The organism is Pseudomonas sp. 102515 (genome assembly GCF_031085165.1).
Taxonomy (GTDB): Bacteria; Pseudomonadota; Gammaproteobacteria; order Pseudomonadales; family Pseudomonadaceae; genus Chryseomonas.
Window position 1 is genome coordinate 763,895 of sequence record NZ_JAVHTY010000001.1, and the last position, 24,822, is coordinate 788,716.

The following is a 24,822-nucleotide window of genomic DNA, read 5'->3' on the forward strand; positions in this document are numbered from 1 at the left end:
GCATCGCCCGTCTTCCCTTTCCTCTGGCGCCCCGTCCATGCCTCTAGAACTCGCCTTCGCCGAAGCCACCGCGACCGGTCCACGCAAGGAAAACCAGGACGCCTTGCGCAGTGTCCAGCCCAGCGCGGCGCTGGCGGCGACCAAGGGGCATCTGTTCGCCCTCGCCGATGGCGTCAGCGGCTGTCCGGACGGTGGCCTGGCCGCCCGCGCCACCCTCCAGGCCCTGGCCCAGGATTACTATTCCACCCCGGAGACCTGGCCGGTGGCCCAGGCGCTGGAGCGACTGCTGCTGGCGCAGAATCGCTGGCTACAGGCCGCGGGTAATGGCCAGCCACTGCTGACCACCCTCACCGCCCTGGTGATCCGTGGACGGCGCTATACCCTGGCCCACGTCGGCGACTGCCGCGCCTACCGCTGGCACGGCGACCGGCTGACCTGTCTCACCGTTGACCACGTCTGGCAGCAGGCCGGCATGCAGCATGTCCTGACCCGCGCCCTGGGGCTGGAGAATCACCTGGTGGTGGACTTTCGCGAAGGCGAGTTGGAAGCCGGCGAAACCCTGCTCCTGGTGAGCGATGGCGTCTGGGCCGCGCTGGGCGAAGACAGCATGAGGCGCATCCTGGTCGATGGCGTCATGGAGCTGGACGCCACTGCCCAGGCCCTGGTGGCCGGTGCCCTGCATGCCGGTGGCCAGGACAACGCCAGCGCCCTGCTGGTACGGGTCGACCGCCTGCCCGACGTGTCCCTGGCCGATACCCTGGCCAGCGCCGATACCTGGCCGCCATTGCCGGCCCTCAAGCCCGGGCAGCACTTCGAAGGCTGGACGGTGGTGGAGCGCCTGGCCGAGTCGCGGCAATCGCTGCTCTACCGGGTCAAGGACGAGGGTGGCCGTCCCTGGCTGCTCAAGACCCTGCCCGCAGCGCTGCAATTCGACACCCTGGCCGGCCATGCCCTGCTCATGGAGGAGTGGTTCCTGCGCCGGGTCGCCGGGCGCGCCTTCGTCGAGGTCCATCCGTTGCCGCGGCGGGCGCATCTCTACTTCGTGCAACGGGAATATGCCGGCCGCACCCTGGCGCAGCAGCTACGCGGCGAAGGCCCCCTGGCCCTTGCCGACTGGCTGGACGTCGCCTCCCGCCTGCTGCGGGCCCTCGGCCAGCTGCACCGACGCAACATCCTTCACCGCGACATCAAGCCGGACAACCTGCATCGCGGCCAGGATGGCGAACTGCGCCTGCTGGACTTCGGGCTGGCCTACTGTCCGCAGCTGTCCGAGGATCTGCATGACAGCCCGGGCACACCCAGCTACCGGGCGCCGGAGTCCTTCGAGGGCGCCGAGCCGAGCCCGGCCCAGGATCTCTATGCGGCCGGGGTGACCCTCTATCAGCTGCTCACCGGCGGCTATCCCTACGGCGAGGTCGAGCCCTTCCAGCGGCCACGTTTCGGCGCGCCCGCCAGTGCCCTGCGCCGACGTCCGGATGTACCGGCCTGGCTCGACGACTGGCTGCAGCGCGCCGTGGCGGTGAACCCCGTCGAGCGCTTCGAAACCGCCGAAGAAGCCCTGCTGCTACTGGAGCAGGGCGAGCGCCAACCCCTGGCCCGCCCGCTGCCGCTGTTGCAGCGCGATCCCCTGCGCACCTGGCAAATCGTGGCGGCCCTGTCCCTCGCCTGCAACCTGGTGATCATCCTATTCTGGCTCTATCGGCACTAGACAGCGCTCATGAGAATGTGAACAGACATTGAGGTGGAAGGGGTCTGGAGCAGCTTTTGCAGGCCAAAGGCCAGCACCCTGTTCGAGCCCTCTTCATGTCCGATCACCAGATGCCTTCGGCCCTGCATTTCATGCTGGCAGCCCGACGCTGCGAATTGCAGCAACTGGAAGGCCTCGCCCTGACCTGCGAATTGGTCGAGGGGGCCAGCGCCCTGGTGCATGACCTGCAGCGCGAGCGCGGTTTCAGCAATATCCTGCTAGGCACCGGCAACGACCGTTATCGCACCGCTCTGGAGCAGCACTCCACCATCGCCCGCGGCAGCGAGGCCCACCTGCGTGACTGGCTCGAGCAGCTCGACGCCAGCGTGGCCCAGGATCGCCCGCGCCTGCTCAACCGTATCGCCTGCGTCCTGCATCTGCTCGATGGCCTGCCCGGCCTGAGGCGCGGCATCCTCGACCGGCGCCTGGGGATGGAAGAGGCCACCGCGGCCTTCTCGCACCTGATCGGCGGCTTGCTGGCGGTCATCTTCGAGGCGGCCGACACGGCGAGCGACCCCGGTCTCAGTCGGGCCCTGGTAGCGCTGTTCAACTTCATGCAGGGCAAGGAACTGGCGGGCCAGGCCCGGGCGACCGGGGTGGTCGGCTTCGCCCAAGGCCATTTCGACGCCGTTCTGCTGGCCCGTCTCGACGACCTGGACAGTGGCCAGGCCCGTTGCTTCGCCGGCTTCCTCGACCATGCCGATCCCCAGGCCCTGGTCCTCTGGCACGGGGTGCAGGATTGCGCCTCGCGGCAGCAGATCGAACGGCTACGCGGCGTCGCCGAGCGCACCTCGGCGAGTGCCCGGGTGGAGCCGGCGCTGGCCGAACTCTGGTTCGAACTCAATACCCGCCGCCTGGACGCCATGCAGGCCGTCGCCCAGCATCTGGTACTGGAACTCCGCGCGCGCTGTGCGAAGAGCATCGCCCAGGCCCAAGCGGACCTGGACAGCCATCGCAAGTTGTCCCGCCGGCTGGCTGAGCTCGATCGCGAGCCGAGCACGCCGTTGCTGTTCAGCCTGACCGCCAATCCCCTGGGTGAAGCCCGGCCAGGCGAAGGTCAGCCCGGCATCCTCGAGTTGCTGCACGAGCAGACCCGCCGCCTGCACGAGGTGGAGGCGGAACTCCAGGAAACCCGTCGCTCCCTGGTCGAACGCAAGCTGCTTGAGCGAGCCAAGCAGCACCTCATGCAGCAGCTGCAGCTGCCGGAGGCGGATGCGCACCAGCACCTGCAGCAACTGGCGATGCGCAGTGGTCGACCGCTGCCGGAGGTGGTCCGGCAGCTGCTCGGCCAGGAGCTCTAGTCAGCAGTCTTCATCATTCAGCACTGGTCATCGTTCAGCACTATCCATGCGTCGCCAGGGCGCACCCTGGGCGACAACGCCCCGTGACTGTGCGCCCGAGACCCGCAAAAGGCGTAGATCGCCCACAATCGCGGGCTTGGCACAGTCCCTGCAGAAGTCCTGTCGAGCGCCTGGCGCTCCCACAGCAATCCCCGGACGAAGGTGTCCACGCTCGCAGCCAAAGCCTGCCGAGAGTGGACGCCTTTTTTTGTGCCCGAGAAATAAGGATAGGACGATGGACGACAGCTCCCGTAACGATGACCAGGCCGGTCGCGGACTCCCCCGCCGCAGTTTCCTCAAGCAGTCGCTGGGCGTACTGGGCGCTGGTGCCGCGCTCACGCTGCTGCCGCCTGGCCTGAGGTCCGCCGCCTGGGCAGCCGGCAGCGATGCCGTGGAGACGCCCAAGGCCAAGCTTGGCTTCATCGCCCTCACCGATGCCGCGCCGTTGTTCGTCGCCGATGAGCTGGGGCTGTTCGCCAAGTACGGCATGACCGAGGTGGAGGTGCTCAAGCAATCCTCCTGGGGCACCACCCGCGACAACCTGGTGCTGGGCTCGGCCGCCAATGGCATCGACGGCGCGCACATCCTCACCCCCATGGTCTATCAGCTGGCCGCCGGCAAGATCACCCCCAACGGCCAGCCATTGCCCATGGCGCTGCTGGCACGGCTGAACGTCGACGGCCAGGGGATCTCCCTGTCCAACGACTACAAGGAACAGAAGATCGGCCTCGACGCCAGCGGCTTCAAGAGCGCCCTGGCCGCGCGCCAGGCCAGCGGCAAGAAGACCTCGGCCGCCATGACCTTTCCCGGCGGGACCCACGATCTCTGGATTCGCTACTGGATGGCGGCCAACGGCATCGATCCGAACAAGGACATCACCACCATGGTGGTCCCACCGGCGCAGATGGTGGCCAACATGAAGGTGGGCAACATGGACACCTTCTGCGTCGGCGAGCCCTGGAACGCCCAGCTGATCAAGCAGAACATCGGCTACAGCGCCCTGACCACCGGCGAACTCTGGGCCAACCACCCGGAGAAGGCCCTGGCCCTGCGCGGCGACTACGTCCAGGCCAACCCCAAGGCTACCGTGGCGCTGCTCAAGGCGGTGCTGGAGGCCCAGCAATACTGCGACGTGGCGGCGAACAAGGCGAAGGTCGCCGAGATCTGCGCCAAGCGTCGCTGGATCGGCGCGCCCGCCGAGGACGTGGTCGGCCGCCTGCAGGGCACCTTCGACTACGGCACCGGCCGGGTGGTACAGAACAGTCCGCACCTGATGAAGTTCTGGAGCGAGCATGCCTCCTTCCCCTACCAGAGCCACGACCTCTGGTTCATCACCGAGAACCAGCGCTGGGGCTATCTGCCCGGCGACCTGGATGCCCAGGGCCTGATCGCCCAGGTCAACCGCTCCGATCTCTGGCGTGAAGCGGCAGCGGCCATCGGCGTTCCGGCCGGCGACATCCCCGCTGGAAACTCCCGCGGCAAGGAAACCTTCTTCGACGGCAAGGTGTTCGATCCCGCCGACCCCAAGGCCTATCTCGCCAGCCTGACGCTCAAGGCCTGACGTCCCCATCCCCCTAGGAGTGCCGCCCATGACCGCCCACACCCGGCCGCCCAAGGCCCTCGCGATCTTTCGCCCGCAAACCCGTATGCGTCGCTTCGGCCAGCAGGTACTGCGCAACGGCCTGCCCCCGCTGGTGGTGGGCGCCCTGCTGCTGATCGTCTGGCAACTGCTGTGCAGTCGCCCCGGCGCGGCCCTGCCACCTCCGAGCCAGGTGGTCAGCGACACCTGGGAACTGATCACCCAACCCTTCTACGACAACGGCGGCAACGACGTGGGCATGGCCTGGCAATTGCTGGCCAGCCTCGAGCGCGTCGCCTACGGCTACCTGCTGGCCGCCGTGGTGGGCATCGCCCTGGGCGTGCTGGTCGGCCAGTCGGCCTGGGCCATGCGCGGTCTCGACCCGTTGTTCCAGATCCTACGTACCGTGCCGCCGCTGGCCTGGCTGCCGCTGTCCCTGGCCGGCTTCAAGGACAGCCACCCCTCGGCGCTGTTCGTCATCTTCATCACCGCCATCTGGCCGATCATCATCAATACCTCGGTGGGCATCCGTAACATCCCCGAGGACTACCGCAACGTGGCGCGGGTGCTGCGCCTGAACGGCTGGGAATACTTCCAGAAGATCATGCTACCAGCGGCGGCGCCCTACATCTTCTCCGGCCTGCGCATCGGCGTCGGTCTGTCGTGGCTGGCCATCATCGCCGCCGAGATGCTGATCGGCGGCGTGGGCATCGGCTTCTTCATCTGGGATGCCTGGAACGCCTCGCGCATCAGCGACATCATCCTGGCGCTGGTCTACGTCGGCGTCATCGGCTTCCTGCTCGACCGGCTGGTGGCCCTCATCGGCCGGCTGGTCACCCGCGGCACCGCGAATTAGTGCGGTGTTTCAGAAGTTATCTACACAATTTTGGCGGCGCTTTTTGCCCGCAGCGGCGGACCGCCCCGGGCGGCGTTGCCACTCCTCGCCATAGCCCTGCTATGACTCGTCGCGGCGCCTAGCCCGGAGACAAAAATCACTCGCCAATTCTTGCGCGAACTTCTGAAGCCCCACACTAGAGGATTCCCACCATGGCCCAGCCCTACCTGAGCATCGAGCACGTCGACAAGAACTTCACCCGCAACGGCATGACCTCCGCGATACTGCGCGACGTCAACCTCAAGATCGAACGCGGCGAGTACCTTTCCATCATTGGCCACTCCGGTTGCGGCAAGTCGACGGTACTCAACATCGTCGCCGGCCTGATAGAACCCAGCTCCGGGTCGATCCTGCTGGAGAACCGCGAGGTCCGCGGTCCCGGCCCGGAGCGGAGCCTGGTATTCCAGAACCATTCGCTGCTGCCCTGGCTGACGGTCTACGAGAACGTCGCCCTGGCGGTGGACAAGGTGTTCAAGGGCACCAAGAGCAAGGCCGAGCGCCACGCCTGGACGCTGCACAACCTGGAAATGGTCAACATGAGCCATGCCCTGCACAAAAGGCCCAGCGAAATCTCCGGCGGCATGAAGCAGCGTGTCGGTATCGCCCGCGCCTTGGCCATGGAGCCCAAGGTGCTCCTGCTGGACGAGCCCTTCGGCGCCCTGGACGCCCTGACCCGGGCGCACCTGCAGGACGAGGTGATGCGCATCCAGAGCGAACTGCGCAACACGGTGATGATGATCACCCACGACGTGGACGAGGCGGTGCTGCTGTCGGATCGCATCGTGATGATGACCAACGGGCCAGCGGCCACCATCGGCGAGATCCTCACCATCGACCTGCCGCGGCCCCGCGATCGCCTCACCCTGGTGGACGACCCGCGCTACAACGGCTATCGCCACGCGGTGCTGAGCTTTCTCTATGAAAAGCACAGCCATCCCGGTGCGGTGGCCTGATCGCGCCCTCTTTCGAGGCACGTTGCTTCGAAAGAGGGCAACCTTTCACGGGTCGTCGCCCGGATCACCGCAGAATGCCGGCAGGCCGCAGCTGGCATGAAGCATGCAGGTTTCTCGATATCAACGGTCTTTCTTCAACGGCGAGGAAAGACCCTCCGGACAAAGGCGTCCCAGCTGCTTGCAGCGGGACGCCTTTTTTTTGCGTTACAGTCGCCACCTGACTAAGAGAGGTCACTACATGAGCGGGAAAGTCTGGTTGATCGGCGCCGGCCCGGGCGATCCCGAGTTGCTGACCCTCAAGGCGGTGCGCGCCCTCGGCGAGGCCGAGGTGGTGATGATCGATGACCTGGTCAATCCGGAGGTGCTCGAACACTGCCCGGCCGCCCGGGTGATCCGCGTCGGCAAGCGCGGCGGCTGCCGCTCCACGCCCCAGGCCTTCATCCACCGACTGATGCTGCGCTATGCTCGCCAGGGCCGCTGCGTGGCCCGGCTCAAGGGCGGCGATCCCTGCATCTTCGGTCGTGCCGGCGAGGAAGCCGAATGGCTGGCCGCCCGTGGCGTCGCCAGCGAGATCGTCAACGGCATCACCGCCGGCCTGGCCGGCGCCACCGCCTGCGGCATCTCCCTGACCCTGAGAGGCGTGGCCCGTGGCGTGACCCTGGTCACCGCTCACACCCAGGACGACAGCGCACCCAATTGGCCGGCCCTGGCGGCTACCGGCACCACCCTGGTGGTCTACATGGGCGTGGCCCGCCTGGCCGAGATCCAGCAGGGCCTTTTGGAGGGTGGTCTGGCACTGACCACCCCTGTGGCCATGATCGAGAACGCCTCCCTTCCCGACCAGCGCGAGTGTCGCTCGACCCTGCAGGACCTGCAGGTGGACGCCGCCCTCTTCCAGCTGCGCAGTCCGGCGATCCTGGTGATCGGCGAGGTGGTCGGCCAGGCCGCCCTGCAACAGGCCCTGAGCTTCGCCGCCCAGGCCTGAGCGGCGAACTCCGGCGCCCAGCCGCCGTTCCTATGGGTATTCCCCAGCAGAGCGGCGCCCATGGACCTCGTCATTGCCCGACCGGACGGCCTCTATTGCCCGCCCGGCGACTTCTACATCGATCCCTGGCATCCGGTGGAGCGTTCGGTCATCACCCACGGCCACGGCGACCATGCCCGGGTGGGTAACGGCCACTATCTTGCCACCTCCGGCAGCGCCGGCATCCTGCGCGCGCGCCTGGGTGCCGACATCAACCTGCAGACCCTGGAGTACGGTGAGGTCATCGACCACCACGGGGTCAAGCTGAGCTTCCACCCGGCCGGCCATGTGCTGGGCTCGGCCCAGGTGCGCCTGGAATACCGCGGCGAGGTCTGGGTGGCCTCGGGCGACTACAAGGTCGAACCCGATGGCACCTGCACCCCCTTCGAGCCGGTGCGCTGCCATACCTTCATCACCGAATCCACCTTTGGCCTGCCGATCTATCGCTGGCGGCCCCAGGCGGAGATCTTCGCCGAGGTCAACGCCTGGTGGCGCGCCAACCAGGCCCAGGGGCTGGCCAGCGTCCTCTACAGCTATGCCTTCGGCAAGGCGCAACGCTTGCTGCATGGCCTCGATCCCGAGATCGGTCCCATCCTCGCCCATGGTGCGGTGGAGCCGCTCAACCGGGTCTATCGCGAGGCCGGCATCCGCATTCCCGAGACCCACTACGCCGGGGACTTCAAGAAGAGCGATCCGCTGCTGCGTCAGGCGCTGATCATCGCCCCGCCCTCGGCCGGGGGCAGTACCTGGATCCGCCGCTTCGGCGAGTACAGCGACGCCTTCGCCAGCGGCTGGATGATGCTGCGTGGCACCCGGCGCCGGCGGGGGGTGGATCGCGGCTTCGTCCTCTCCGACCACGCCGACTGGCCGGGCCTGCTGTGGTCCATCGAGCAGACCGGCGCCGAGCGGGTGATGGTCACCCATGGCTCGGTCGCCACCCTGGTGCGCTATCTGCGGGACCAGGGCCTGGACGCCCAAGGCTTCACCACCGAGTACGGTGAGGAAGACGATACCCCTGTCGCCGCGGAGGTCCAGGCATGAAGGCCTTCGCCGAACTCTATGGCCGTCTCGACGCCACCACCTCCAGCAATGCCAAGCTGGCCGCCCTGGTGGACTATTTCGGTAACGCCCCGGCCGCCGATGCCGCCTGGGCGGTGTATTTCCTCGCCGGCGGCCGGCCCCGCCGGCTGGTACCGACCCGGCAGCTGCGTGAGCTGACCATGGCGCTCTCCGGCCTGCCCGAGTGGCTGTTCGAAGAGAGCTACCAAGCGGTGGGCGACCTGGCCGAGACCATGGCACTGCTGATTCCCAGCGCCAATGCCGCCAATGCCGAGGGCCTGGCCTTCTGGCTGGAAGAGTACCTGCTGCCCCTGCGCGGCCTGCCAGCGGAAGAACTGGCCGAGCGCCTGCCGCCGCTCTGGGGCCAGCTGGATCGCCAGAGCCTGATGGTCTGCATCAAGCTGATCACCGGCGAATTCCGCGTCGGTGTCTCCAAGCTGCTGGTGACCCGCGCCCTGGCTACCCTGGCGGACCTGGACCCCAAGCGCGTCGCCCAGCGCCTGGTGGGCTATACCGACCTCTCGCACCGCCCCACCGCCGAGGGCTATGCCCGCCTGATCGCCCCGGAAAGCCCGGACGAGCATGCCCAGCGCGGCGGCCAGCCCTATCCCTTCTTTCTCGCCCACGCCCTGCAACTGCCGGTGGCGCAATTCGAGGCGCAACTGGGTCCGGCCGAGGATTGGCAGGTGGAATGGAAATGGGATGGCATCCGCGCCCAACTCGTCAAGCGCGACGGCCGCCTATGGGTCTGGTCGCGGGGCGAAGACCTGGTCACGGACCGCTTTCCCGAACTGCATCCCCTCGCGGATCTACTGCCCGATGGCACCGTCATCGACGGCGAGATCGTGGTCTGGAAGGAAGACGCCGCGCCCGACGCCCTGCTCAGCAGCGAGGAGGTCAGCGAGCAGCAGGACGGCCGCGATCCGGCCGCGCCCATTCCCTTTGGCGTGCAGCCCTTCGCCCTCTTGCAGCAACGCATCGGCCGCAAGACCCTGGGCAAGAAGATCCTCGAAGACGTACCGGTCATCCTGCTCGCCTACGACCTGCTGGAATGGCAGGGCCATGACCTGCGCAGCCAGCCTCAACGCCAGCGCCGCGCCGAACTGGAGCGGGTGGTGGCGCGCTGCGCCAGCCCGCTGCTGCGCCCCTCGCCGCTGTTGCACGGCAACGACTGGCAGGACCTCGCCCGCCAGCGCGAGGCTTCCCGCACCCTGGGCGTCGAAGGCATGATGCTCAAGGCTAAGGATTCGCTGTATGGCGTCGGTCGCACCAAGGACATGGGCACCTGGTGGAAATGGAAGGTCGATCCCTTCTCGGTGGATGCGGTACTCATCTATGCCCAGCGCGGCCATGGGCGGCGCGCCAGTCTCTATTCGGACTACACCTTCGCCGTCTGGGACGGTCCGCCGGAGAGTAGCGAACGCACCCTGGTGCCCTTCGCCAAGGCCTACTCCGGCCTTACCGACGAAGAGATGCGCAAGGTGGACGCCATCGTCCGGCGTACCACGGTGGAGAAGTTCGGCCCGGTGCGCAGCGTCGAGCCGACCTTGGTGTTCGAACTGGGTTTCGAAGGCATTGCCCTGTCCAAGCGCCACAAGAGCGGCGTCGCGGTACGCTTTCCGCGGATGCTGCGCTGGCGCCACGACAAGCCGGTGGCCGAAGCCGACACCCTCGACATCCTGCAGCATCTGCTGGACTAGCGGATGGCTGGCCAGGCACCGCCGCCGGTAGCCGACGGCGCCATAGGCGCGCCGCGGGAACCCCGCTGGGCCCTGGCCCTCGCCTGCCTGCCGGCATTGGCCGCGCTCCTGCTCGGCGGCTGGTGGACCGGGGCCTGGCTGCCTTGCGTAGTGGCCCTGGGTGGCGCCTATACCGTCGGCTTCGGCGCCTACAAGAGCTTTGCCGCCGAGCCGCTGGCCCCCATGCTGGTGGCCGCTCTGGGTATGGCCTTTTCCGCCGTGGTCGGCTCCCTGCTGGGTCATCAGTTGCCCGCCCTGGTCCTAGCCGGCGCGCTGTGGGCGGCCTGCTGCGCCTGGCTGTTCGCCGTCGGCAACGGCCCCTGGTGGATCACCCAGCAGTGGACGGTAGCCCTGCTGGTGGCGGGCGGCTTTCCCGGCGATCTGCAGCAGGCCCTGTCGCGAGGTGGCCTCGTGCTCGGCGGTGGGCTGCTGCAACTGCTGCTTTTCGCCCTCGTGCAAAAGGCCCTCTATCGCTCCCAGTGGCGGCTGCGTACCGGCTCCTTGAAGGCTCATCTCTGGGAGGTCGTGGTGCTGTTCGCGGACAGGTTTCGCCTCGGGCGCTACGGCTTCTATGCGGCCGCCGTGGTCGCCCTCTGCCAGACCCTGACCGGCCTGCTCGCTTACGGCCACGGCTACTGGGCGCCCATGACCGCCCTGCTGGTGCTGACGCCGCGACTGGGCGACACCTGGCGGCGCGGCCTGGGTCGGTTGGGCGGCACCTTGGCCGGCTGCCTGCTGGCAGGCGCGGTGGTCTGGCTCGACGATACGCCCGCCGTCCTGGCCATCGCCTGCCTGCTGTGCGCGGCGGGTGCCTATCTGCTGCAGGACGGTCGTTATTCGCTGCAGACGCTGTTCATCACCGGCACCACGGTGCTGATGGTCGCCCTGGCCGGTGCTCCAGAAGCGAGCATCGCCCGCGAACGGATCGGTAGCACCCTGCTCGGCGGTGCGGTCGCTCTGCTCTTCCTGGCGCTGGAAGCCGGCGTCGAACGGAGCCTCGCCCGACTTCAGCGGCGACGCCGGTTGCGCCAGGCGAACACCAGCAAACCCAGCAAGGCGCCCAGGTAGCTGCCAGCGTGCATCCAGGCCGCCAGCAGGAAGCCACGGCTGTCGTGGACGCAGACCGGTACCCGTTGCACGCTACCCAGTTCCAGAGCGAACCAGCCCAGGCCCAGGCCCAGCAGGGCCAGGCCTAGGGCCCCAAGCAGGACGGCAGCGCTGCCGCGCCAAAGATAGCGGTCAGGGGCCGGCTGCCCGCGGCCCAGCCAGAGCAGCGCCAGGCCCAAGGGCAGCCCTGCTACTGCGCCAGCCTGCAGCCCTACCCGAGCCGCCCGCCAGCGTGGCGCCACGCTGGCGTCGAGCAGACCGAATTGCGGAAATTTCAGGCAGCTGAAGTAGTCCGGACCGATGCCATAGCTGAGTTGGTCATGCAGCGCCCCATAGAACGCGGCCAGGGCGATCAGCGCCAGCAACCGGCCCAGGCTTTGCGTCATCGGCTAACCCAACGTCTTGGAAAGCTGTGCAAGCCTGTCATCCCTGCCTGGGAGACGCAGCGGCGTCGATGGACATTGGCCGCTCTCAGCCAGCTGGAGGTCGTAGCCTTGTCCCGACAGCTCATCTGGCTCGCTCCCGTTTCCTTTGCACACAGCTGCACCTTGACACTGCTACCGCACAGATACGATGCCTTATCGAATCAGGCCTTCTGCTACCTTTCTGCCCACCCTTGGCGCATGCGTGTCTTTTTAGACTCAAAGCAGTGCATTCGTCCGCCCCCGGGCAGGAAAGCCGCGCTTTTCCGGTGCATAATGCGCGCCGCGTGGCGCGGTAGGCTGCTACAGGATGTAACCAACGCGGCAACCGCGTACAGATTTGGGACGATCTTCGCCGACTGGTAAGCTTATTGCTCCCGCGAGGGCACGGGCGTCGTACTGGCGCCATGATTTCATCCACATTCGCACTAGGATCCGACATGAAAAAAAGCTGGCTGACTCTCTCTGCGCTCGCCCTGTGTCTGGCCGCCGGTTCGGCGATGGCCAAGGAATGGAAAGAGATCCGCTTCGGTGTGGATACCACCTATCCGCCCTTCGAATCCCAGGCCGCCGATGGCAGCTTCGTCGGCTTCGACATCGAGCTGGGCAACGCCATCTGCGAAAAGCTGGACGTGAAGTGCAAGTGGGTGGTGAGTGACTTCGACGGCCTGATTCCTGGCCTGCGCGCGCGCAAGTTCGACGGCATCCTGTCCTCGCTGACCAAGACCCCGGCGCGTGCCGAGCAGATCGACTTCTCCGACCTGCTGTGGTCGGGCCCCTCCTCCATGGTCACCAAGGAAGGCGCCAACCTGCAGGCCACCGCGGAAAGCCTGAAGGGCAAGACCGTGGGCGTGCAGCAGGGCACCATCCAGGAAACCTTCGCCAAGCAGAAGCTGGCGCCCAATGGCGTCAACGTCCAGAGCTACCAGAATCAGGATCAGGTCTATGCCGACCTGGTGTCCGGCCGGATCGACGTCGCCATGCAGGACATGCTGCAGGCCGAAGGTGGCTTCATGAAGTCGCCCCAGGGCAAGGGCTACACCAACACCGCCATCCACGACGAGTTGCTGCCGGCCGATACCGCTGTCGGTATCCGCAAGGGCAACGACGAGTTCAAGACCTTCGTCAACAAGGGTATCGCGGCCATCCACGCCGACGGCACCTACGACAAGATCCAGAAGAAGTACTTCGGCGACCTGAACCTCTACGATCCCAAGTAAGGTCGGTTCGGCAGACGCCCCCGGTGCCACCGGGGGCGTTTTACGTATGACCGCCGGCGCCCACCGCGCCGGCGGCCTCACCAGGCGATTCCCCCAAGACGCATGCAGCAGAATTCCTTCGACTCCTTCTTGCAGTCCATCGGACTGGGCACGCTCAGCCTGCATGGCTACGGCCCGCTGATCCTGGAAGGCACCCTGACGACCCTCAAGCTCGCCGGCTTCGCGCTGATCGTGGCGGTCATCCTCGGTCTGCTCGGCGCTTCGGCCAAGCTGTCGCGCCTCGCGCCCCTGCGCTTCATTGCCCAGAGCTACACCACCCTGATCCGCGGCGTGCCCGATCTGGTGCTGATGCTGCTGATCTTCTACAGCCTGCAGAACTGGCTGGGCGCCCTCACCGACTACATGGGCTGGGATTACATCGACATCGATCCCATGGCCGCCGGCATCGCCACCCTCGGCTTCATCTACGGCGCCTACTTCACCGAGACCTTTCGCGGCGCCATCCTCGCCGTGCCGCGCGGTCAGGGCGAAGCCGCCCTGGCCTACGGTCTGACCCGCTGGCAGACCTTCACCCTGATCACCTTCCCGCAGATGATGAGATTCGCCCTGCCCGGCATCGGCAACAACTGGCAGGTGCTGCTCAAGGCCACCGCGCTGGTCTCCATCATCGGCCTGGCCGATCTGGTCCGCGCCTCCCAGGAAGCCGGCAAGGGCACCTTCAAGCTGTTCTACTTCCTGATCGTCGCCGGCGTCATCTACCTGCTCATCACCGCCGTGACCAACGCCATCCTCGGGGCGCTGGAACGGCGCTATCACGTCGGCGTGCGGGAGGCCAAGCGATGATCGAACTCCTGCAGCAATACTGGAAACCGCTGCTGTGGACCGATGGCTACCACATCACCGGCCTGGCCATGACCCTCTGGCTGCTGGTGGCCTCGGTGGTGATCGGCTTCATCGTCTCGGTGCCGCTGTCGGTGGCCCGGGTCTCGGAGCGCCGCTGGCTGCGCTGGCCGATCGGCTTCTACACCTACGTCTTCCGCGGCACCCCGCTCTATCTACAGTTGCTGATCTGCTACACCGGCATCTACAGCCTGGGCTTCGTGCGTGACCAGCCGATGCTGGGCAGCTTCTTCCGCGACGGCCTGAACTGCACCATCCTGGCCTTCGCCCTGAATACCTGCGCCTACACCACCGAGATCTTCGCCGGGGCCATCCGCAACACCCCCCACGGCGAGGTCGAAGCGGCCAAGGCCTACGGCCTGGACGGCTGGCGCCTGTACGTGCATGTGATCCTGCCCTCGGCGCTGCGGCGTTCGCTGCCTTTCTACAGCAACGAAGTCATCATGATGCTGCACTCCACCACCCTGGCCTTCACCGCCACGGTGCCGGATCTGCTCAAGATCGCCCGCGATGCCAACACCGCCACCTTCCTGACCTTCCAGGCCTTCGGCCTGGCCGCGTTGCTGTACCTGGCGGTGTCCTTCATCCTGATCGGCCTGTTCCGCCTGGCGGAGCGCCGCTGGCTGGCCTTCCTCGGCCCGACCCACTGACCCAAGCGGCCGCGCCCGGCGCGGCCCCGGAGTAGTCATGCGCCATCTCACCCATCCGCTGGTCGCCCCGGTCCCGGGCACCGAGCGCTGCATCCACAGTTTCCACTTCGGCCCCGCGGACAGCGGTCGCAAGGTCTATATCCAGGCCTCGCTGCATGCCGACGAATTGCCCGGCATGCTCACCGCCTGGCACCTCAAGCAGCGCCTCAGGGCGCTGGAAGCCGCCGGCGAGCTGCTGGCGGAGGTGGTCCTGGTGCCGGTGGCCAACCCCATCGGCCAGGATCAGCAGGTCGCCGACGTCCACCTCGGCCGCTACGAGCTGGAGACGGGGCAGAACTTCAATCGGCGCTTCCGCGACATGACCGCCCAGGTGGAGACCGCCGTCGCCGAGCGCCTCGGCGAGGACGTGGCTGCCAACCAGGCCCTGGTACGAGTGGCGTTCCGCGAGGCCCTGGCCGCGGAAGCCGCCACCACCCAGCTCGACAGTCAGCGTCTGACCCTGCAGCGCCTGGCCTGTGACGCCGAGGTGGTGCTCGACCTGCACTGCGATTTCGACGCCGTGGCGCATCTCTACACCACGCCGGAAGCCTGGCCCCAGGTGGAGCCCCTGGCGCGCTACTTCGGTTCCGAAGCCAGCCTGCTCGCCACCGATTCGGGCGGTCAGTCCTTCGACGAATGCTTCACCCTGCTCTGGTGGAATCTCAACCAGCGCTTTGGCGAACGCCTGCCGCTGGGCAGCCTGTCGGTGACCCTGGAGCTGCGCGGCCAGCTGGACGTGCGTGACGAACTCGCCGCGGCGGATGCCGAGGCCATCGTCAACTACCTGCGCCATCAGGGCTTCCTGAGCGGCGCCGCCGCCTCGCTGCCGCCCCTGCTGCAACCCGCCACGCCCCTGGCCGCCGTGGAGCCGGTGGCGACCACCCAGGGTGGCGTGCTGGTGCTCAAGGCCCAGGTGGGCGAGCGCATCGCGGTCGGCCAGGTACTGGCGCAGGTCGTGGACCCCATCAGCGATCGTGTCGAGGAGGTGCGCAGCGCGGTCACCGGCATCCTCTATGCGCGCTCCAATCGCCGCATGGCCACGGCCGGCATGGTGATCGCCCATGTGGCGGGCACCGAGGCCTATCGCAGCGGCTACCTGCTCTCGCCGTGATCCCTACCCTTTTTCTGCTGTGGAATCCCTATCCATGTACAAACTGACCGTCGAAGGCCTGCACAAGCGTTACGGCGACCACGAAGTGCTCAAGGGCGTCTCGCTCAAGGCCAAGACCGGCGATGTGGTCAGCCTGATCGGCGCCAGTGGCTCGGGCAAGAGCACCTTCCTGCGCTGCATCAACTTCCTCGAGCAGCCCAACGCCGTGACCATGACCCTGGATGGCGAGACCGTTCGCATGGCCGACGATCGCGGCGCCGTGCGGGTGGCCGATGCGGCCCAGCTGCAGAATCTGCGCACCCGCCTGGCCATGGTCTTCCAGCACTTCAATCTCTGGAGCCACCTGAGCGTGCTGGACAACATCACCCTGGCGCCGCGCAAGGCCCTGGGTATCGGCAAGGCGGAAGCCGAAGACCGCGCGCGCAAGTACCTGGACAAGGTTGGCCTGCCCGCCCGGGTCGCAGACCAGTACCCCGCCTTCCTTTCCGGCGGTCAGCAGCAACGGGTCGCCATCGCCCGTGCGCTGGCGATGGAGCCGGAGATCATGCTGTTCGACGAGCCCACCTCGGCCCTGGACCCGGAGCTGGTCGGCGAAGTGCTCAAGGTGATCCGCGCCCTGGCGGAAGAAGGACGCACCATGCTCATGGTGACCCACGAGATGGCGTTCGCCCGCGAGGTGTCTTCTCAGGTGCTGTTCCTGCACCAGGGGGTGGTGGAGGAAGAAGGTCCGCCGAGTGAAGTGCTGGTCAGTCCGCGTAGCGAACGCTTGCGCCAGTTCCTCAGCGGCAATCTCAAGTAAGCCTGGGTCCCCGGCCGGGGACCCTATGCGAACCGGGCGGCGCCAGCCGCTCAGGTTCGTGCCAGCCCGCTCAGCGGCGCTGCTGCTGGCGACGACGCTGGGCAGCCAGTCGCTCGCGTTCACGACTGGGAATCGGGATGGCCTTGACCAGACCGAGCCGGGCGAGCAGGTCCAGCATCAGAGCTTGTATACGGTCGTTCATGAAAACTCCTCGAGCCAGCGCTCAGTCAGGGACAGCCATGGCGGGCAGAGCGTGCTGCCCTCCTCCACGATATTGAGTCTTTCCCTGTCGATTCAATCCATTGGCATGTGGTTGTTCGTCGCAACAGGGCTGCGCTTTGTCAAAAAGTGTGTCTTTCGCCTGAAAGACAGCGGCAGCACCGATGCGCCCTGGCCAGGCAGCCGAGTGGCGATTGTTATCGGAACCCATATCAAATCTGCCCGTCCTGACACTGCGATCGAGTTCAATTCGCGACCCATCAACTGACGAATGGTGAAAATATGCTGCGATCGTTGGTTATCATCGTGGGGCGATAACGGGTTAGCCGCAGTTCCTCAGCCAATAACAACGATGTCATCAGGGTGCTCGCACCTCGATGTTTTCCCTGCTTGTTGTTATCCCCATCACATCCTTTCTCTAGTTCGCGTGACCGGCACGGCAGGAGTGCTCCCATGACCAGATCCTTACCTCTCTTCATCGTTCTCGGGCTCCTGGCCAGTCCGGTGATGGCGGCCAGCTGGGGCCTGCAGCGCGAGGTGGGGGACTTCGATCTGAAGATGGGCACGGCGCCGTCACGCAGCATGGCGCAGGGACTGGTCGCACCGAACTCCGCCGGCATGGGCGGTGGCTTCGATCTCACCCACGACAGCGGTCTGTACTTCGGCCAGTGGACGACCAACAACGCCTCGTCCGCGGAAGCGCCGCTGCTGGAGATGGACACCTACGCCGGCTACAAGCACCGCTTCGCCCCAGGCTATGGCTACGAACTGGGCGTGATCAACTACAGCAACCTGATCCAGAACGTCGATCCCAGTCGCGAGCTGTATTCCGGGATGACCGTCTACGGCAAACGCCTGGGCGCGGCCTTCGCCAATGACCCGGGTCGCCACAACGCCTCGGTCTATGCCGACCTGGGGACCCTGCCGCTGATCAAGACCGGCGTCTCGCTCAAGTACACCAACTATGTGCTGGACGTACCTTCGACCCTCGACAGTGGCGGCATGGTGCGCAGCTTCAACGACTGGTCGGTGAATTTGAGTCGCAAGTGGGTGAATACCCTGTTCAACCTGACCTACAGCGGCACTAGCCTGAGAGGCGCCGACTGCTCGGTGTATTCGGGCCACAACACCTATTGCGACAGCGCCCTGATGCTCAAGGCCTCGCACCCCTTCTTCTAGTCCGCTACTGTCGCACCAGGCTCCGTCCAAGACCGACCTAGGGCCGTTCCCTTCCAAGTTGCTGCAGGGCCTGCCGCGCCCGCACCTGCTCCCCGGCTTCCAGCTCTACCAGCCAGTTGACCTTGGTCCCCACTCGCGTGGCGATCGGCACCCCGTCGCGATAGAGCAGGCGATTGCCGGCCACGGCGGGCACCTTGGTGCCAGGCAGCAGGGTGCCGACCAGATTGAGCGGATCCAGCGCCGAGACGCACACCCAGAGATCTTCCGCCGGACGCTGGCGCCACTCGCGCAGGGGCGCAATGGCCGCCGGATCGGCGAATTGCTCGCCGGACAGACCAGCGATGAAGCGCCCGCCGCGGATTTCGCCGCGGGCTTCCAGGCGATGGCAGGCGCGCACGAGATCACGCCAGGGCGGCAAGACGGCGCTTTCGCGCTGTAGCAGCTGCCAGCAGAGCACGCCATAGCGACGCAGCAGCAGCCCGACCAGGCGCTCCAGCAGCGCATCCGGCAGCCGTGCCCCGACCGGCGCCGCGGCGGGCCGCAAGGCGACCCAGCGACCGGCATCGTCCATCCCGCCATAGAGCGCCATGCGCCCACGGCGTGCGCCGCTGCGGCTGCCCCGCTTGGCCGCCGGTAACAGCAGCGCGCGCAGGCCGGCGAAGCTGTCGGCGTTGACCGCACCGGCCCCCACCAGCTCGCCCAGGGCCGTCTCCAGCTCGCTGCGCAGCAGGCGCGCCTCGCCGAGCAGCTCATCGAAGAAAGAGGCACCGCGGCGCGTCAGCACCTCGAGCACCCGCTGCGCCTTGGGTGACAGCATCTCGCTGCCGGTGGGCTCGCTCAGGCCGGTCCAATCGGCCAGGTGCCGCCGCGGCAGCAGGACGATGGGCGAGCCCTTGACCGGTCCGCCGCCCCCGCGTCCCGCCTGGGGCAGGCGCAGCCAGGCCACGCGACCGGCGCGACAGAGGTCGTCGAGGTAGGTGAACTGATAACTCGGGAGGCGACTGGGCAGGATCTCGCCTTCCCAGCCGGCGGCGGCCACCTCGAAGCCTTCCAGCAGGCCGATCACCTGCTCCAGGCCCTCGTTACCTCTCAGGGTCGCCGGACCGGCCAGATGGTGGTGCTCCAGCAGGAATCTCAGGTAATCGGCCAGGGCCACCGGCTCGATGGCCTTGCGCAGACGCCCCAGGGTGTAGCGATGGATCCGCGCCAGCAGGTGGCGCTCGCACCACTCCACGCTACCGCCTGCCGCGGAGAAGCACCCCTGCAGGACATAGCCCTCGCCCTGCAGGGCCAGCAGCGCCGGCGTGAGCTGCGCCGACGGCAACCCGAGGCTGTCGGCCAGCTCGTCCTGGTCTACCGGACCCAGCGCGGTGAGGCGCGCGCGCAGCACCTCGACCAGGGCCGCCCCGGCATCCGCCGGCGCTGCGAAACCTGGCGGCGGACTGAGCACTGGCTCCGTGGCGGCGCCTGGAAACAGCATCTGGAACAACGGCAGTCGCTCGGCCGCGATCCAGAGGGTCGCTTCCGGCAGCCGCAACCGCCCTGCCCGCCCGGCCTTGACCAACTGACGGGCCTGGGCCTGGTGGGGTGCCAATTCCGCCTCGGTGAGAAAACCGACACCGAGCAGGGCTTCGTGCAGGTCATCGGCGCTCTCCAGCCGCGGCCAGGCTTCCTCCCGGACCAGGTCGGTGGCCGCCGGATCCAGGGCGCCCAGCTCGTCCGGATCGGCGCCGCCAAAACGGCGATTCTGCACCGCCAGGGTCCGCCGCTCTTCGACGGGAGCATCGTCCAGATAGGCATAGGGCTTGGCCGTGAGCACCTCGACAGCCAGCGGTGAGGGGCCGGGCAGGTCGCGGGTCAGCAGGGTCAGTCGGCCACCCGTGATACGCGCCAGCAGGGCCAGCCAGCCGCGGCTGTCGAGGGACTCGTGCAGGCAGTCGTCGAGGGTCTGGCGGACCAGCGGATGATCCGGCACCTGCCGCTCGCCGGCGAGATTCTCCAGGCAGGCGACCTGGTCGGGAAAGACCGTGGCCAGGAGGTCTTCGCTGCGCATGCGCTGCACCTGGGTGGCCACCTTGCGCCCGGCGCGGAAGCGCGGCAGGGCCAGGGCCGTGGTGGCGTTCCAGCGCCAGCGCACGGCGAACAGCGGGGCGTCGAGCAGCGCCTGGATCAGCACAGTCTCGGCGGTGGCCGGATGCAAGTAGCGCCAGACCTCGTCGAGCACGAAGCTGTGGCTGGTGGCCAGCGAAAGGATCAGGGCGTTCTCGGTCGCTGCCGCCTGCAGCTCGACGTTGAAATGGCGGCAGAATCTCTTGCGCAGAGCCAGGCCCCAGGCGCGGTTGATACGGCTGCCGAAGGGCGCATGGATGATCAGCTGCATGCCGCCGGCCTGGTCGAAGAACCGCTCCATGACCAGGGTCTGCTGGGTCGGCAAGGCGCCCAGCGCCTGGCGCGCCCGACCGAGATAGTCCACCAACTGGCGTGCCGCGCCCTCCTCCAGCGCATAGGCCGCACCAATGCGGGCGATGGCCGGTTCCGGAGGTTCGTCGGTTGCGGGCAGTAGGGGTTCGAGTTCCGCGCGCAGCCGCGCCAGGCCCGCCGACAGCTCATCGCTACGGCCCGGCGCCTCGCCGTGCCAGAAGGGGATGTTGGGCGGCTGTCCCTTGGCATCCTCCACCCGCACCTTGCTGCCTTCGATCTTGACGATGCGGTAGGCGGTGTTGCCCAGCTGGAAGACGTCGCCCACCAGGCTTTCGAAGGCGAAATCCTCGTTGACGCTGCCGACGGTATGGCCCTGGGGTTCGAGCAGCACACTGAAGTCGCCGCTCTCCGGAATGGTGCCGCCGCTCATCACGGCGGTCGCCTTGCCGCCCCGGCGGCCGCGCAGGAGACCGTTGACCGCGTCCCGATGGACATAGGCGGCGCGCGGACCGCGGCGATCCGTATAGCCCTGGCTGAGCATCTCCACCACGGCCCGGTAATCGGCCTCGCTCAGCGCCGCATAGGGCTCGGCCTGGCGCAGCACGGCCAGCAGCCCCGCTTCCGACCACTCCTGGCAGGCGACCTCGGCCACCAGTTGCTGAGCCAGGACATCCAGGGGCGCCACGGGGATATGCAGGGTATCCAGCTCACCGCGACGCACGCAGTCGAGCAGCGCCACGCATTCCACCAGGTCGTCGCGCGAGGTGGGAAACAGCCGTCCCTTGGGCAGGCCGCCGACCTGGTGATTGGCCCGTCCGACCCGTTGCAGGAAGGCGGCGATGGAACCCGGCGAGCCGATCTGACAGACCAGGTCGACGTCGCCAATGTCGATGCCCAGTTCCAGGGAAGCGGTCGCCAGCAGCAGGCGCAACTCGCCGCGCTTGAGGCGCTGCTCGGCGTCCAGTCGCTGTTCCCTGGCCAGGCTGCCGTGGTGGGCGGCCACCTGGGCATTGCCCAGACGATCCGAGAGCTGTCGTGCCATGCGCTCGGCCAGGCGGCGGGTGTTGACGAACACCAGGGTGGTGCGGTGCGCCTCGGCCAGTTCGGCCAGGCGGTCGTAGACCAGCTCCCAGGCCTGAGTGGACAGCATTGCCTCCAGGGGGATGGGCGGCACCTCCAGGGCCAGGTCACGGGCGCGCTGGTGGCCGATGTCGATCATCGTACAGGGGCGGGCCTGCCCCTGCGCATCGCGCCCGACCAGAAAGGCGGCCACGGCGACCAGGGGCTTCTGGGTGGCGGACAGCCCGATACGCTGCAGCGAACGCCCGGTGAGGGCCTCCAGTCGCGCCAGGCTCAGGGTCAGGTGACTGCCGCGCTTGTCATCGGCGATGGCATGGATTTCGTCGACGATGACGCCGCGCACGCTGGCCAGCATCCGCCGCCCGGAATCCGAACCCAGCAGCACATAGAGAGATTCGGGCGTGGTGACCAGCAGGTGGGGCGGCCGCCGACGCATGGCGGCCCGCTCCTTCTGCGGGGTATCGCCAGTGCGCACCGCCGTGCGCAACGCCAGCGGCGGCAGGGCCCGTGCTTCCAGCGCCGCGCCAATGCCGGCCAGGGGTTCTTCGAGATTGAGGCGGATGTCGTTGGACAGGGCCTTGAGCGGCGACACATAGAGCCAGAGGCAGGCCTCGGGCAGGCCGCCCTCCTGCACCGCTTCCTGCACCAGGCCATCCAGCACGGCGAAGAAGGCGGTCAGCGTCTTGCCCGAACCGGTAGGCGCCGCCACCAGCACCGAGGCGCCGGCGCGAATGGCCGGCCAGGCCTGCAGCTGCGCCTCGGTCGGCGCGGGAAAGCGCGTCGTGAACCAGCTGCGCGGCGCTTCGTGAAAGTCCGCCAGGACGGCGGCGGCAGGCGATATCGAGGTCATCTGCCCAATATGGGAGTGGCCATAACAGGCCACAACCCGAGCCGACCGGCGGCTCAGGCGATGCGATTGCGCAATTCGCCGCCCTGCAGCATGGCTTCGAGGTTGGCCAGCATCACCTGTTGCTGGGCCTGTTGGGCCGAGGCCGCATTGGCCGCCACATGAGGGCTGAGCACCAGGTTGGGCTGCTGGCGCAGGCGCTCGGGCACCTCGGGTTCGCGGGCGAAGACATCCAGCGCCGCGCCGGCGATCACCCCCTGCTCCAGGGCTGCGGCCAGGGCGACTTCGTCGACCACGCTGCCGCGGGAGATATTGACCAGATGGCCTTCCGCGCCGAGCGCGGCCAGGATCTCGGCATCCACTGCCCCCACGGTCTCGGCGCTGGCGCGGACCGCCACCACCAGCACGTCGCTCCAGCGTGCCAGTTCCAGCAGGCTGCCGTGATAGGCATAGTCCAGCCCCCCTCGCGGCGAGCGATTGAAATAGCCGATCTCCATGTCGAAGGCCGCGCCGCGCCGGGCGATGCGCCGCCCGATCTCGCCCAGGCCATAGATGCCCAGGCGCCGCCCGGCCAGGCCCGGCACCTGGGGCATGCGCTCGATGGCGTTGCCCTGCCAGCGGCCGCTGCGGACGAAGGCATCGCCTTGCAGCAGGCGGCGCGCGCTGGCCAGGATCAGGCCAAAGGTGAATTCCGCCACGGCGGTGGCATTGGCGTCACCGGCGGTGGTCACGGCGATGCCGCGCGCGCGACAGGCCGCCAGGTCGACCCCCTCGTAGCCAGTGCCGTAGCAGGCCACCAGGCGCAGGGCCGGCAGGGCATCCAGCAGCGCGGCGCGGGTCGGCAGGCCACCGATGGTCAGCAGAGCCACGGCTTCCTCGGCCCCGGCGGGCAGCGCCGCGGGATCGGCCGAAGGAAAGGGCCCCAGGACCCGGTAGTGGGCTTCGAGCCGGGTCACCAGTCCCGGGGGCAATTGCGGGGCCATCAGCAGCGTCGGTTTCATCTTGTAATACTTTCCCTGGGGCAAAACCCAAGCGTCGCCAGCAGGAGCCGTGGTCGTCAACCATTCTCTTTAGGCTGCCGGTTTCGGCGGTCTTCATCAGTGCCCCCGGACCAGGCCAAGTCCTTGATCGGCTGGGAAATTCGCGCAACTTGTCGACCCGACCCCAGGTCCGATCGGCGTCCGCCAACCACACAGGGATTTTCGGGATGACCAGAGTTCTCCGCCAGGCCGGCACCACCTGCTGTCTTGCCTTGCTCGCCGGCAGCCTGCCGTTGACCGCCACGGCGCTGGAATTCAGCGGCTACGGCCGGGTAGGCGCCGGTGGCGCCGCGGAAGGTGGCAAGCAGAGCTGCTTCCAGCTGCCCGGGGCACCCGCCAAGTACCGCCTGGGTAACGAATGCGAGACCTACTGGGAACTCGAACTCCACCAGACCCTGTACAGGGGCGTCGATGGCACCGAACTCAAGGTGCACGGCATGGCCAGTCTCTACAACGTCTACGACCAGACCCCGACCTTCAGTGGCGACAACGGCAACGTGCGCCTGCCGCAGATCTGGACCAGCCTCAGCCTGCCGGCGCTCAATGGTGGCGGCATCTGGGCCGGCCGGCGTTACTACAAGCGTCACGACATCCATATCAACGACTTCTACTACTGGAATCCGAGCGGCACCGGCTTCGGCCTGGAGGACTACGGGCTGGGCGACAGCGGTATGCGGCTGAGCTACGCCTTCAGTCGCGAAGACAACATCGACCAGCCGGACAAGGCCAACCGGCACGACGTGAACCTGGGCGGGATCAAGACCAATCCCGGTGGCGAGATCGAACTGGGGCTGTCCTATATCCAGCGCGCCGGCCAGGTACGGAACGCTCACAGTGGTTGGTCGGCCACCGCCGAGCACAAGCAGGCGCAGTTCTTTGGCGGGGTCAACGTCTTCACCGTGCAGTACGGCCGCGGCCCGGGCACCGGCCTGGGCGCTACCGGCAGCCTGACCGCCGACCAGGATTACGAAAGCCTGCGCGTGCTCGAATCGCCGCGCTGGCAGCTCACCCCGCGCTTCGGCGGCCAGTTGCTGGCGCTCTACCAGCGCGACCGCGCGCCCGGGGATGGCGGCCAGACCTGGTATTCCTTCGGCGTGCGACCCAGCTATGCCTTCACCCGGCGGTTCAAGCTGCAGGTGGAATTCGGCCACGATCAGATCCACCCCGACAGCGGCGCCACCCGCAAGTTGAACAAGGTCACCGTGGCCCCGACCCTGGCGCTGGGCGGCATGGGGCTGATGGACCGCCCGGAGATCCGCCTCTACTGGACCTACGCCAGCTGGAACCGCGGCGCCCAGGACGCCGCGGTGGCCGGTACGGCGCTGTCCGACAGCGGCGCCTTCGGCGACGCCCGCCACGGCAACAACTTCGGCGTGCAGCTGGAAACCTGGTGGTAGACACAGGCAAGCGAGACCGCCCGTCATGACCGGGCGAACTAAACGTAGGCCGCCC

Annotated in this window: 21 protein-coding genes; 17 read left to right on the plus strand and 4 right to left on the minus strand. The window is 67.5% G+C overall.

From position 1 onward, the window contains the following. Nucleotides 1-37: 37 nt before the first annotated feature. The 9 genes from RCF34_RS03470 to RCF34_RS03510 all read left to right on the plus strand — a co-directional run bounded on the left by RCF34_RS03470 (nucleotide 38) and on the right by RCF34_RS03510 (nucleotide 11,404). Nucleotides 38-1,708, plus strand: coding sequence for a bifunctional protein-serine/threonine kinase/phosphatase (locus RCF34_RS03470; RefSeq protein ID WP_308706914.1), 1,671 nt, complete (start codon nucleotides 38-40; stop codon nucleotides 1,706-1,708). Between the two features lie 95 nt (nucleotides 1,709-1,803). Beyond that, nucleotides 1,804-3,048 carry a nitrate- and nitrite sensing domain-containing protein gene (locus RCF34_RS03475; RefSeq protein ID WP_308706915.1) on the plus strand — a complete coding sequence of 415 codons (1,245 nt, stop codon included), beginning with the start codon at nucleotides 1,804-1,806 and terminating at the stop codon, nucleotides 3,046-3,048. A gap of 274 nt (nucleotides 3,049-3,322) precedes the next feature. After that, nucleotides 3,323-4,648 carry a CmpA/NrtA family ABC transporter substrate-binding protein gene (locus RCF34_RS03480; protein WP_308706916.1) on the plus strand — a complete coding sequence of 442 codons (1,326 nt, stop codon included), beginning with the start codon at nucleotides 3,323-3,325 and terminating at the stop codon, nucleotides 4,646-4,648. A 28-nt stretch (nucleotides 4,649-4,676) separates the two neighbouring features. Continuing rightward, nucleotides 4,677-5,522, plus strand: a complete 846-nt coding sequence (gene ntrB / locus RCF34_RS03485) for a nitrate ABC transporter permease (RefSeq protein WP_308706917.1) — start codon at nucleotides 4,677-4,679, stop codon at nucleotides 5,520-5,522. 191 nt (nucleotides 5,523-5,713) lie between these two features. Next, nucleotides 5,714-6,514 (plus strand): ABC transporter ATP-binding protein, encoded by an 801-nt coding sequence (locus tag RCF34_RS03490; RefSeq protein ID WP_308706918.1) that lies wholly within the window; start codon nucleotides 5,714-5,716, stop codon nucleotides 6,512-6,514. Between the two features lie 238 nt (nucleotides 6,515-6,752). Then, a complete protein-coding gene (gene cobA / locus RCF34_RS03495; protein ID WP_308706919.1) occupies nucleotides 6,753-7,499 on the plus strand; it encodes a uroporphyrinogen-III C-methyltransferase in 747 nt (248 codons plus the stop codon). A gap of 60 nt (nucleotides 7,500-7,559) precedes the next feature. Then, nucleotides 7,560-8,579 carry a ligase-associated DNA damage response exonuclease gene (locus RCF34_RS03500; protein WP_308706920.1) on the plus strand — a complete coding sequence of 340 codons (1,020 nt, stop codon included), beginning with the start codon at nucleotides 7,560-7,562 and terminating at the stop codon, nucleotides 8,577-8,579. Continuing rightward, nucleotides 8,576-10,297: an ATP-dependent DNA ligase gene (locus tag RCF34_RS03505; protein WP_308706921.1), complete on the plus strand. Its 1,722-nt coding sequence runs from the start codon at nucleotides 8,576-8,578 to the stop codon at nucleotides 10,295-10,297. Before RCF34_RS03500 ends, RCF34_RS03505 begins: the two co-directional genes overlap by 4 nt. Before the next feature lie 3 nt (nucleotides 10,298-10,300). After that, nucleotides 10,301-11,404 (plus strand): FUSC family protein, encoded by a 1,104-nt coding sequence (locus RCF34_RS03510; protein ID WP_308706922.1) that lies wholly within the window; start codon nucleotides 10,301-10,303, stop codon nucleotides 11,402-11,404. On the opposite strand, the gene RCF34_RS03515 is transcribed toward RCF34_RS03510, so the two are convergent. Then, nucleotides 11,344-11,829 (minus strand): hypothetical protein, encoded by a 486-nt coding sequence (locus RCF34_RS03515; RefSeq protein ID WP_308706923.1) that lies wholly within the window; start codon nucleotides 11,827-11,829, stop codon nucleotides 11,344-11,346. The two genes, RCF34_RS03510 and RCF34_RS03515, sit on opposite strands and share 61 nt — an antisense overlap. Nucleotides 11,830-12,305: 476 nt before the next feature. Between RCF34_RS03515 and RCF34_RS03520 the strand changes: the two genes are divergently transcribed. The 5 genes from RCF34_RS03520 (at nucleotide 12,306) to RCF34_RS03540 (ending at nucleotide 16,584) form a co-directional block, all read left to right on the plus strand. After that, entirely contained in the window at nucleotides 12,306-13,085 is a 780-nt protein-coding gene (locus RCF34_RS03520; protein WP_308706924.1) for a transporter substrate-binding domain-containing protein, read from the plus strand. A 102-nt stretch (nucleotides 13,086-13,187) separates the two neighbouring features. After that, entirely contained in the window at nucleotides 13,188-13,928 is a 741-nt protein-coding gene (locus tag RCF34_RS03525) for an ABC transporter permease (protein WP_007158911.1), read from the plus strand. Continuing rightward, nucleotides 13,925-14,635 carry an ABC transporter permease gene (locus tag RCF34_RS03530; protein ID WP_007158912.1) on the plus strand — a complete coding sequence of 237 codons (711 nt, stop codon included), beginning with the start codon at nucleotides 13,925-13,927 and terminating at the stop codon, nucleotides 14,633-14,635. The genes RCF34_RS03525 and RCF34_RS03530 overlap by 4 nt, the downstream gene beginning before the upstream one ends. A 37-nt stretch (nucleotides 14,636-14,672) precedes the next feature. Further along, entirely contained in the window at nucleotides 14,673-15,785 is a 1,113-nt protein-coding gene (locus RCF34_RS03535; protein ID WP_308706925.1) for a M14 family metallopeptidase, read from the plus strand. 34 nt (nucleotides 15,786-15,819) lie between these two features. Beyond that, nucleotides 15,820-16,584 (plus strand): ATP-binding cassette domain-containing protein, encoded by a 765-nt coding sequence (locus RCF34_RS03540; protein ID WP_308706926.1) that lies wholly within the window; start codon nucleotides 15,820-15,822, stop codon nucleotides 16,582-16,584. Nucleotides 16,585-16,654: 70 nt separating this feature from the next. On the opposite strand, the gene RCF34_RS03545 is transcribed toward RCF34_RS03540, so the two are convergent. After that, nucleotides 16,655-16,786, minus strand: coding sequence for a hypothetical protein (locus RCF34_RS03545; RefSeq protein WP_308706927.1), 132 nt, complete (start codon nucleotides 16,784-16,786; stop codon nucleotides 16,655-16,657). Nucleotides 16,787-16,837: 51 nt separating this feature from the next. Between RCF34_RS03545 and RCF34_RS03550 the strand changes: the two genes are divergently transcribed. Beyond that, nucleotides 16,838-17,071, plus strand: a complete 234-nt coding sequence (locus tag RCF34_RS03550) for a hypothetical protein (protein WP_308706928.1) — start codon at nucleotides 16,838-16,840, stop codon at nucleotides 17,069-17,071. 185 nt (nucleotides 17,072-17,256) lie between these two features. Continuing rightward, entirely contained in the window at nucleotides 17,257-17,982 is a 726-nt protein-coding gene (locus tag RCF34_RS03555; RefSeq protein ID WP_308706929.1) for a TorF family putative porin, read from the plus strand. A gap of 37 nt (nucleotides 17,983-18,019) precedes the next feature. Here the strand turns inward: RCF34_RS03555 and RCF34_RS03560 are convergent, their stop codons facing one another. Both RCF34_RS03560 and RCF34_RS03565 read right to left on the minus strand, forming a co-directional pair. Continuing rightward, complete coding sequence (locus tag RCF34_RS03560) at nucleotides 18,020-22,333, minus strand: DEAD/DEAH box helicase (RefSeq protein ID WP_308706930.1); 4,314 nt, start codon at nucleotides 22,331-22,333, stop codon at nucleotides 18,020-18,022. A 53-nt stretch (nucleotides 22,334-22,386) separates the two neighbouring features. Further along, the gene (locus tag RCF34_RS03565; protein ID WP_308706931.1) at nucleotides 22,387-23,331 is read right to left on the minus strand and encodes an NAD(P)-dependent oxidoreductase; all 945 of its coding nucleotides are present in this window, start codon (nucleotides 23,329-23,331) and stop codon (nucleotides 22,387-22,389) included. 206 nt (nucleotides 23,332-23,537) lie between these two features. On the opposite strand from RCF34_RS03565, the gene RCF34_RS03570 reads away from it, so the two are divergent. Further along, a complete protein-coding gene (locus RCF34_RS03570; protein WP_308706932.1) occupies nucleotides 23,538-24,767 on the plus strand; it encodes a carbohydrate porin in 1,230 nt (409 codons plus the stop codon). The last annotated feature ends 55 nt before the right edge of the window (nucleotides 24,768-24,822 follow it).

What these genes read in the sequence shown, in the direction of transcription:
- RCF34_RS03570 (WP_308706932.1), top strand. Translation starts at nt 23,538, where the DNA reads ATGACCAGAGTTCTCCGCCAGGCCGGCACCACCTGCTGTCTTGCCTTG.
- RCF34_RS03540 (WP_308706926.1), top strand. Translation starts at nt 15,820, where the DNA reads ATGTACAAACTGACCGTCGAAGGCCTGCACAAGCGTTACGGCGACCAC.
- RCF34_RS03525 (WP_007158911.1), top strand. Translation starts at nt 13,188, where the DNA reads ATGCAGCAGAATTCCTTCGACTCCTTCTTGCAGTCCATCGGACTGGGC.
- ntrB (WP_308706917.1), top strand. Translation starts at nt 4,677, where the DNA reads ATGACCGCCCACACCCGGCCGCCCAAGGCCCTCGCGATCTTTCGCCCG.
- RCF34_RS03545 (WP_308706927.1), bottom strand. Translation starts at nt 16,786, where the DNA reads ATGAACGACCGTATACAAGCTCTGATGCTGGACCTGCTCGCCCGGCTC.
- RCF34_RS03530 (WP_007158912.1), top strand. Translation starts at nt 13,925, where the DNA reads ATGATCGAACTCCTGCAGCAATACTGGAAACCGCTGCTGTGGACCGAT.
- RCF34_RS03555 (WP_308706929.1), top strand. Translation starts at nt 17,257, where the DNA reads ATGACCAGATCCTTACCTCTCTTCATCGTTCTCGGGCTCCTGGCCAGT.
- RCF34_RS03470 (WP_308706914.1), top strand. Translation starts at nt 38, where the DNA reads ATGCCTCTAGAACTCGCCTTCGCCGAAGCCACCGCGACCGGTCCACGC.
- RCF34_RS03475 (WP_308706915.1), top strand. Translation starts at nt 1,804, where the DNA reads ATGTCCGATCACCAGATGCCTTCGGCCCTGCATTTCATGCTGGCAGCC.
- RCF34_RS03505 (WP_308706921.1), top strand. Translation starts at nt 8,576, where the DNA reads ATGAAGGCCTTCGCCGAACTCTATGGCCGTCTCGACGCCACCACCTCC.
- RCF34_RS03535 (WP_308706925.1), top strand. Translation starts at nt 14,673, where the DNA reads ATGCGCCATCTCACCCATCCGCTGGTCGCCCCGGTCCCGGGCACCGAG.
- RCF34_RS03500 (WP_308706920.1), top strand. Translation starts at nt 7,560, where the DNA reads ATGGACCTCGTCATTGCCCGACCGGACGGCCTCTATTGCCCGCCCGGC.
- RCF34_RS03515 (WP_308706923.1), bottom strand. Translation starts at nt 11,829, where the DNA reads ATGACGCAAAGCCTGGGCCGGTTGCTGGCGCTGATCGCCCTGGCCGCG.
- RCF34_RS03490 (WP_308706918.1), top strand. Translation starts at nt 5,714, where the DNA reads ATGGCCCAGCCCTACCTGAGCATCGAGCACGTCGACAAGAACTTCACC.
- RCF34_RS03565 (WP_308706931.1), bottom strand. Translation starts at nt 23,331, where the DNA reads ATGAAACCGACGCTGCTGATGGCCCCGCAATTGCCCCCGGGACTGGTG.
- RCF34_RS03520 (WP_308706924.1), top strand. Translation starts at nt 12,306, where the DNA reads ATGAAAAAAAGCTGGCTGACTCTCTCTGCGCTCGCCCTGTGTCTGGCC.
- RCF34_RS03510 (WP_308706922.1), top strand. Translation starts at nt 10,301, where the DNA reads ATGGCTGGCCAGGCACCGCCGCCGGTAGCCGACGGCGCCATAGGCGCG.
- cobA (WP_308706919.1), top strand. Translation starts at nt 6,753, where the DNA reads ATGAGCGGGAAAGTCTGGTTGATCGGCGCCGGCCCGGGCGATCCCGAG.
- RCF34_RS03480 (WP_308706916.1), top strand. Translation starts at nt 3,323, where the DNA reads ATGGACGACAGCTCCCGTAACGATGACCAGGCCGGTCGCGGACTCCCC.
- RCF34_RS03560 (WP_308706930.1), bottom strand. Translation starts at nt 22,333, where the DNA reads ATGACCTCGATATCGCCTGCCGCCGCCGTCCTGGCGGACTTTCACGAA.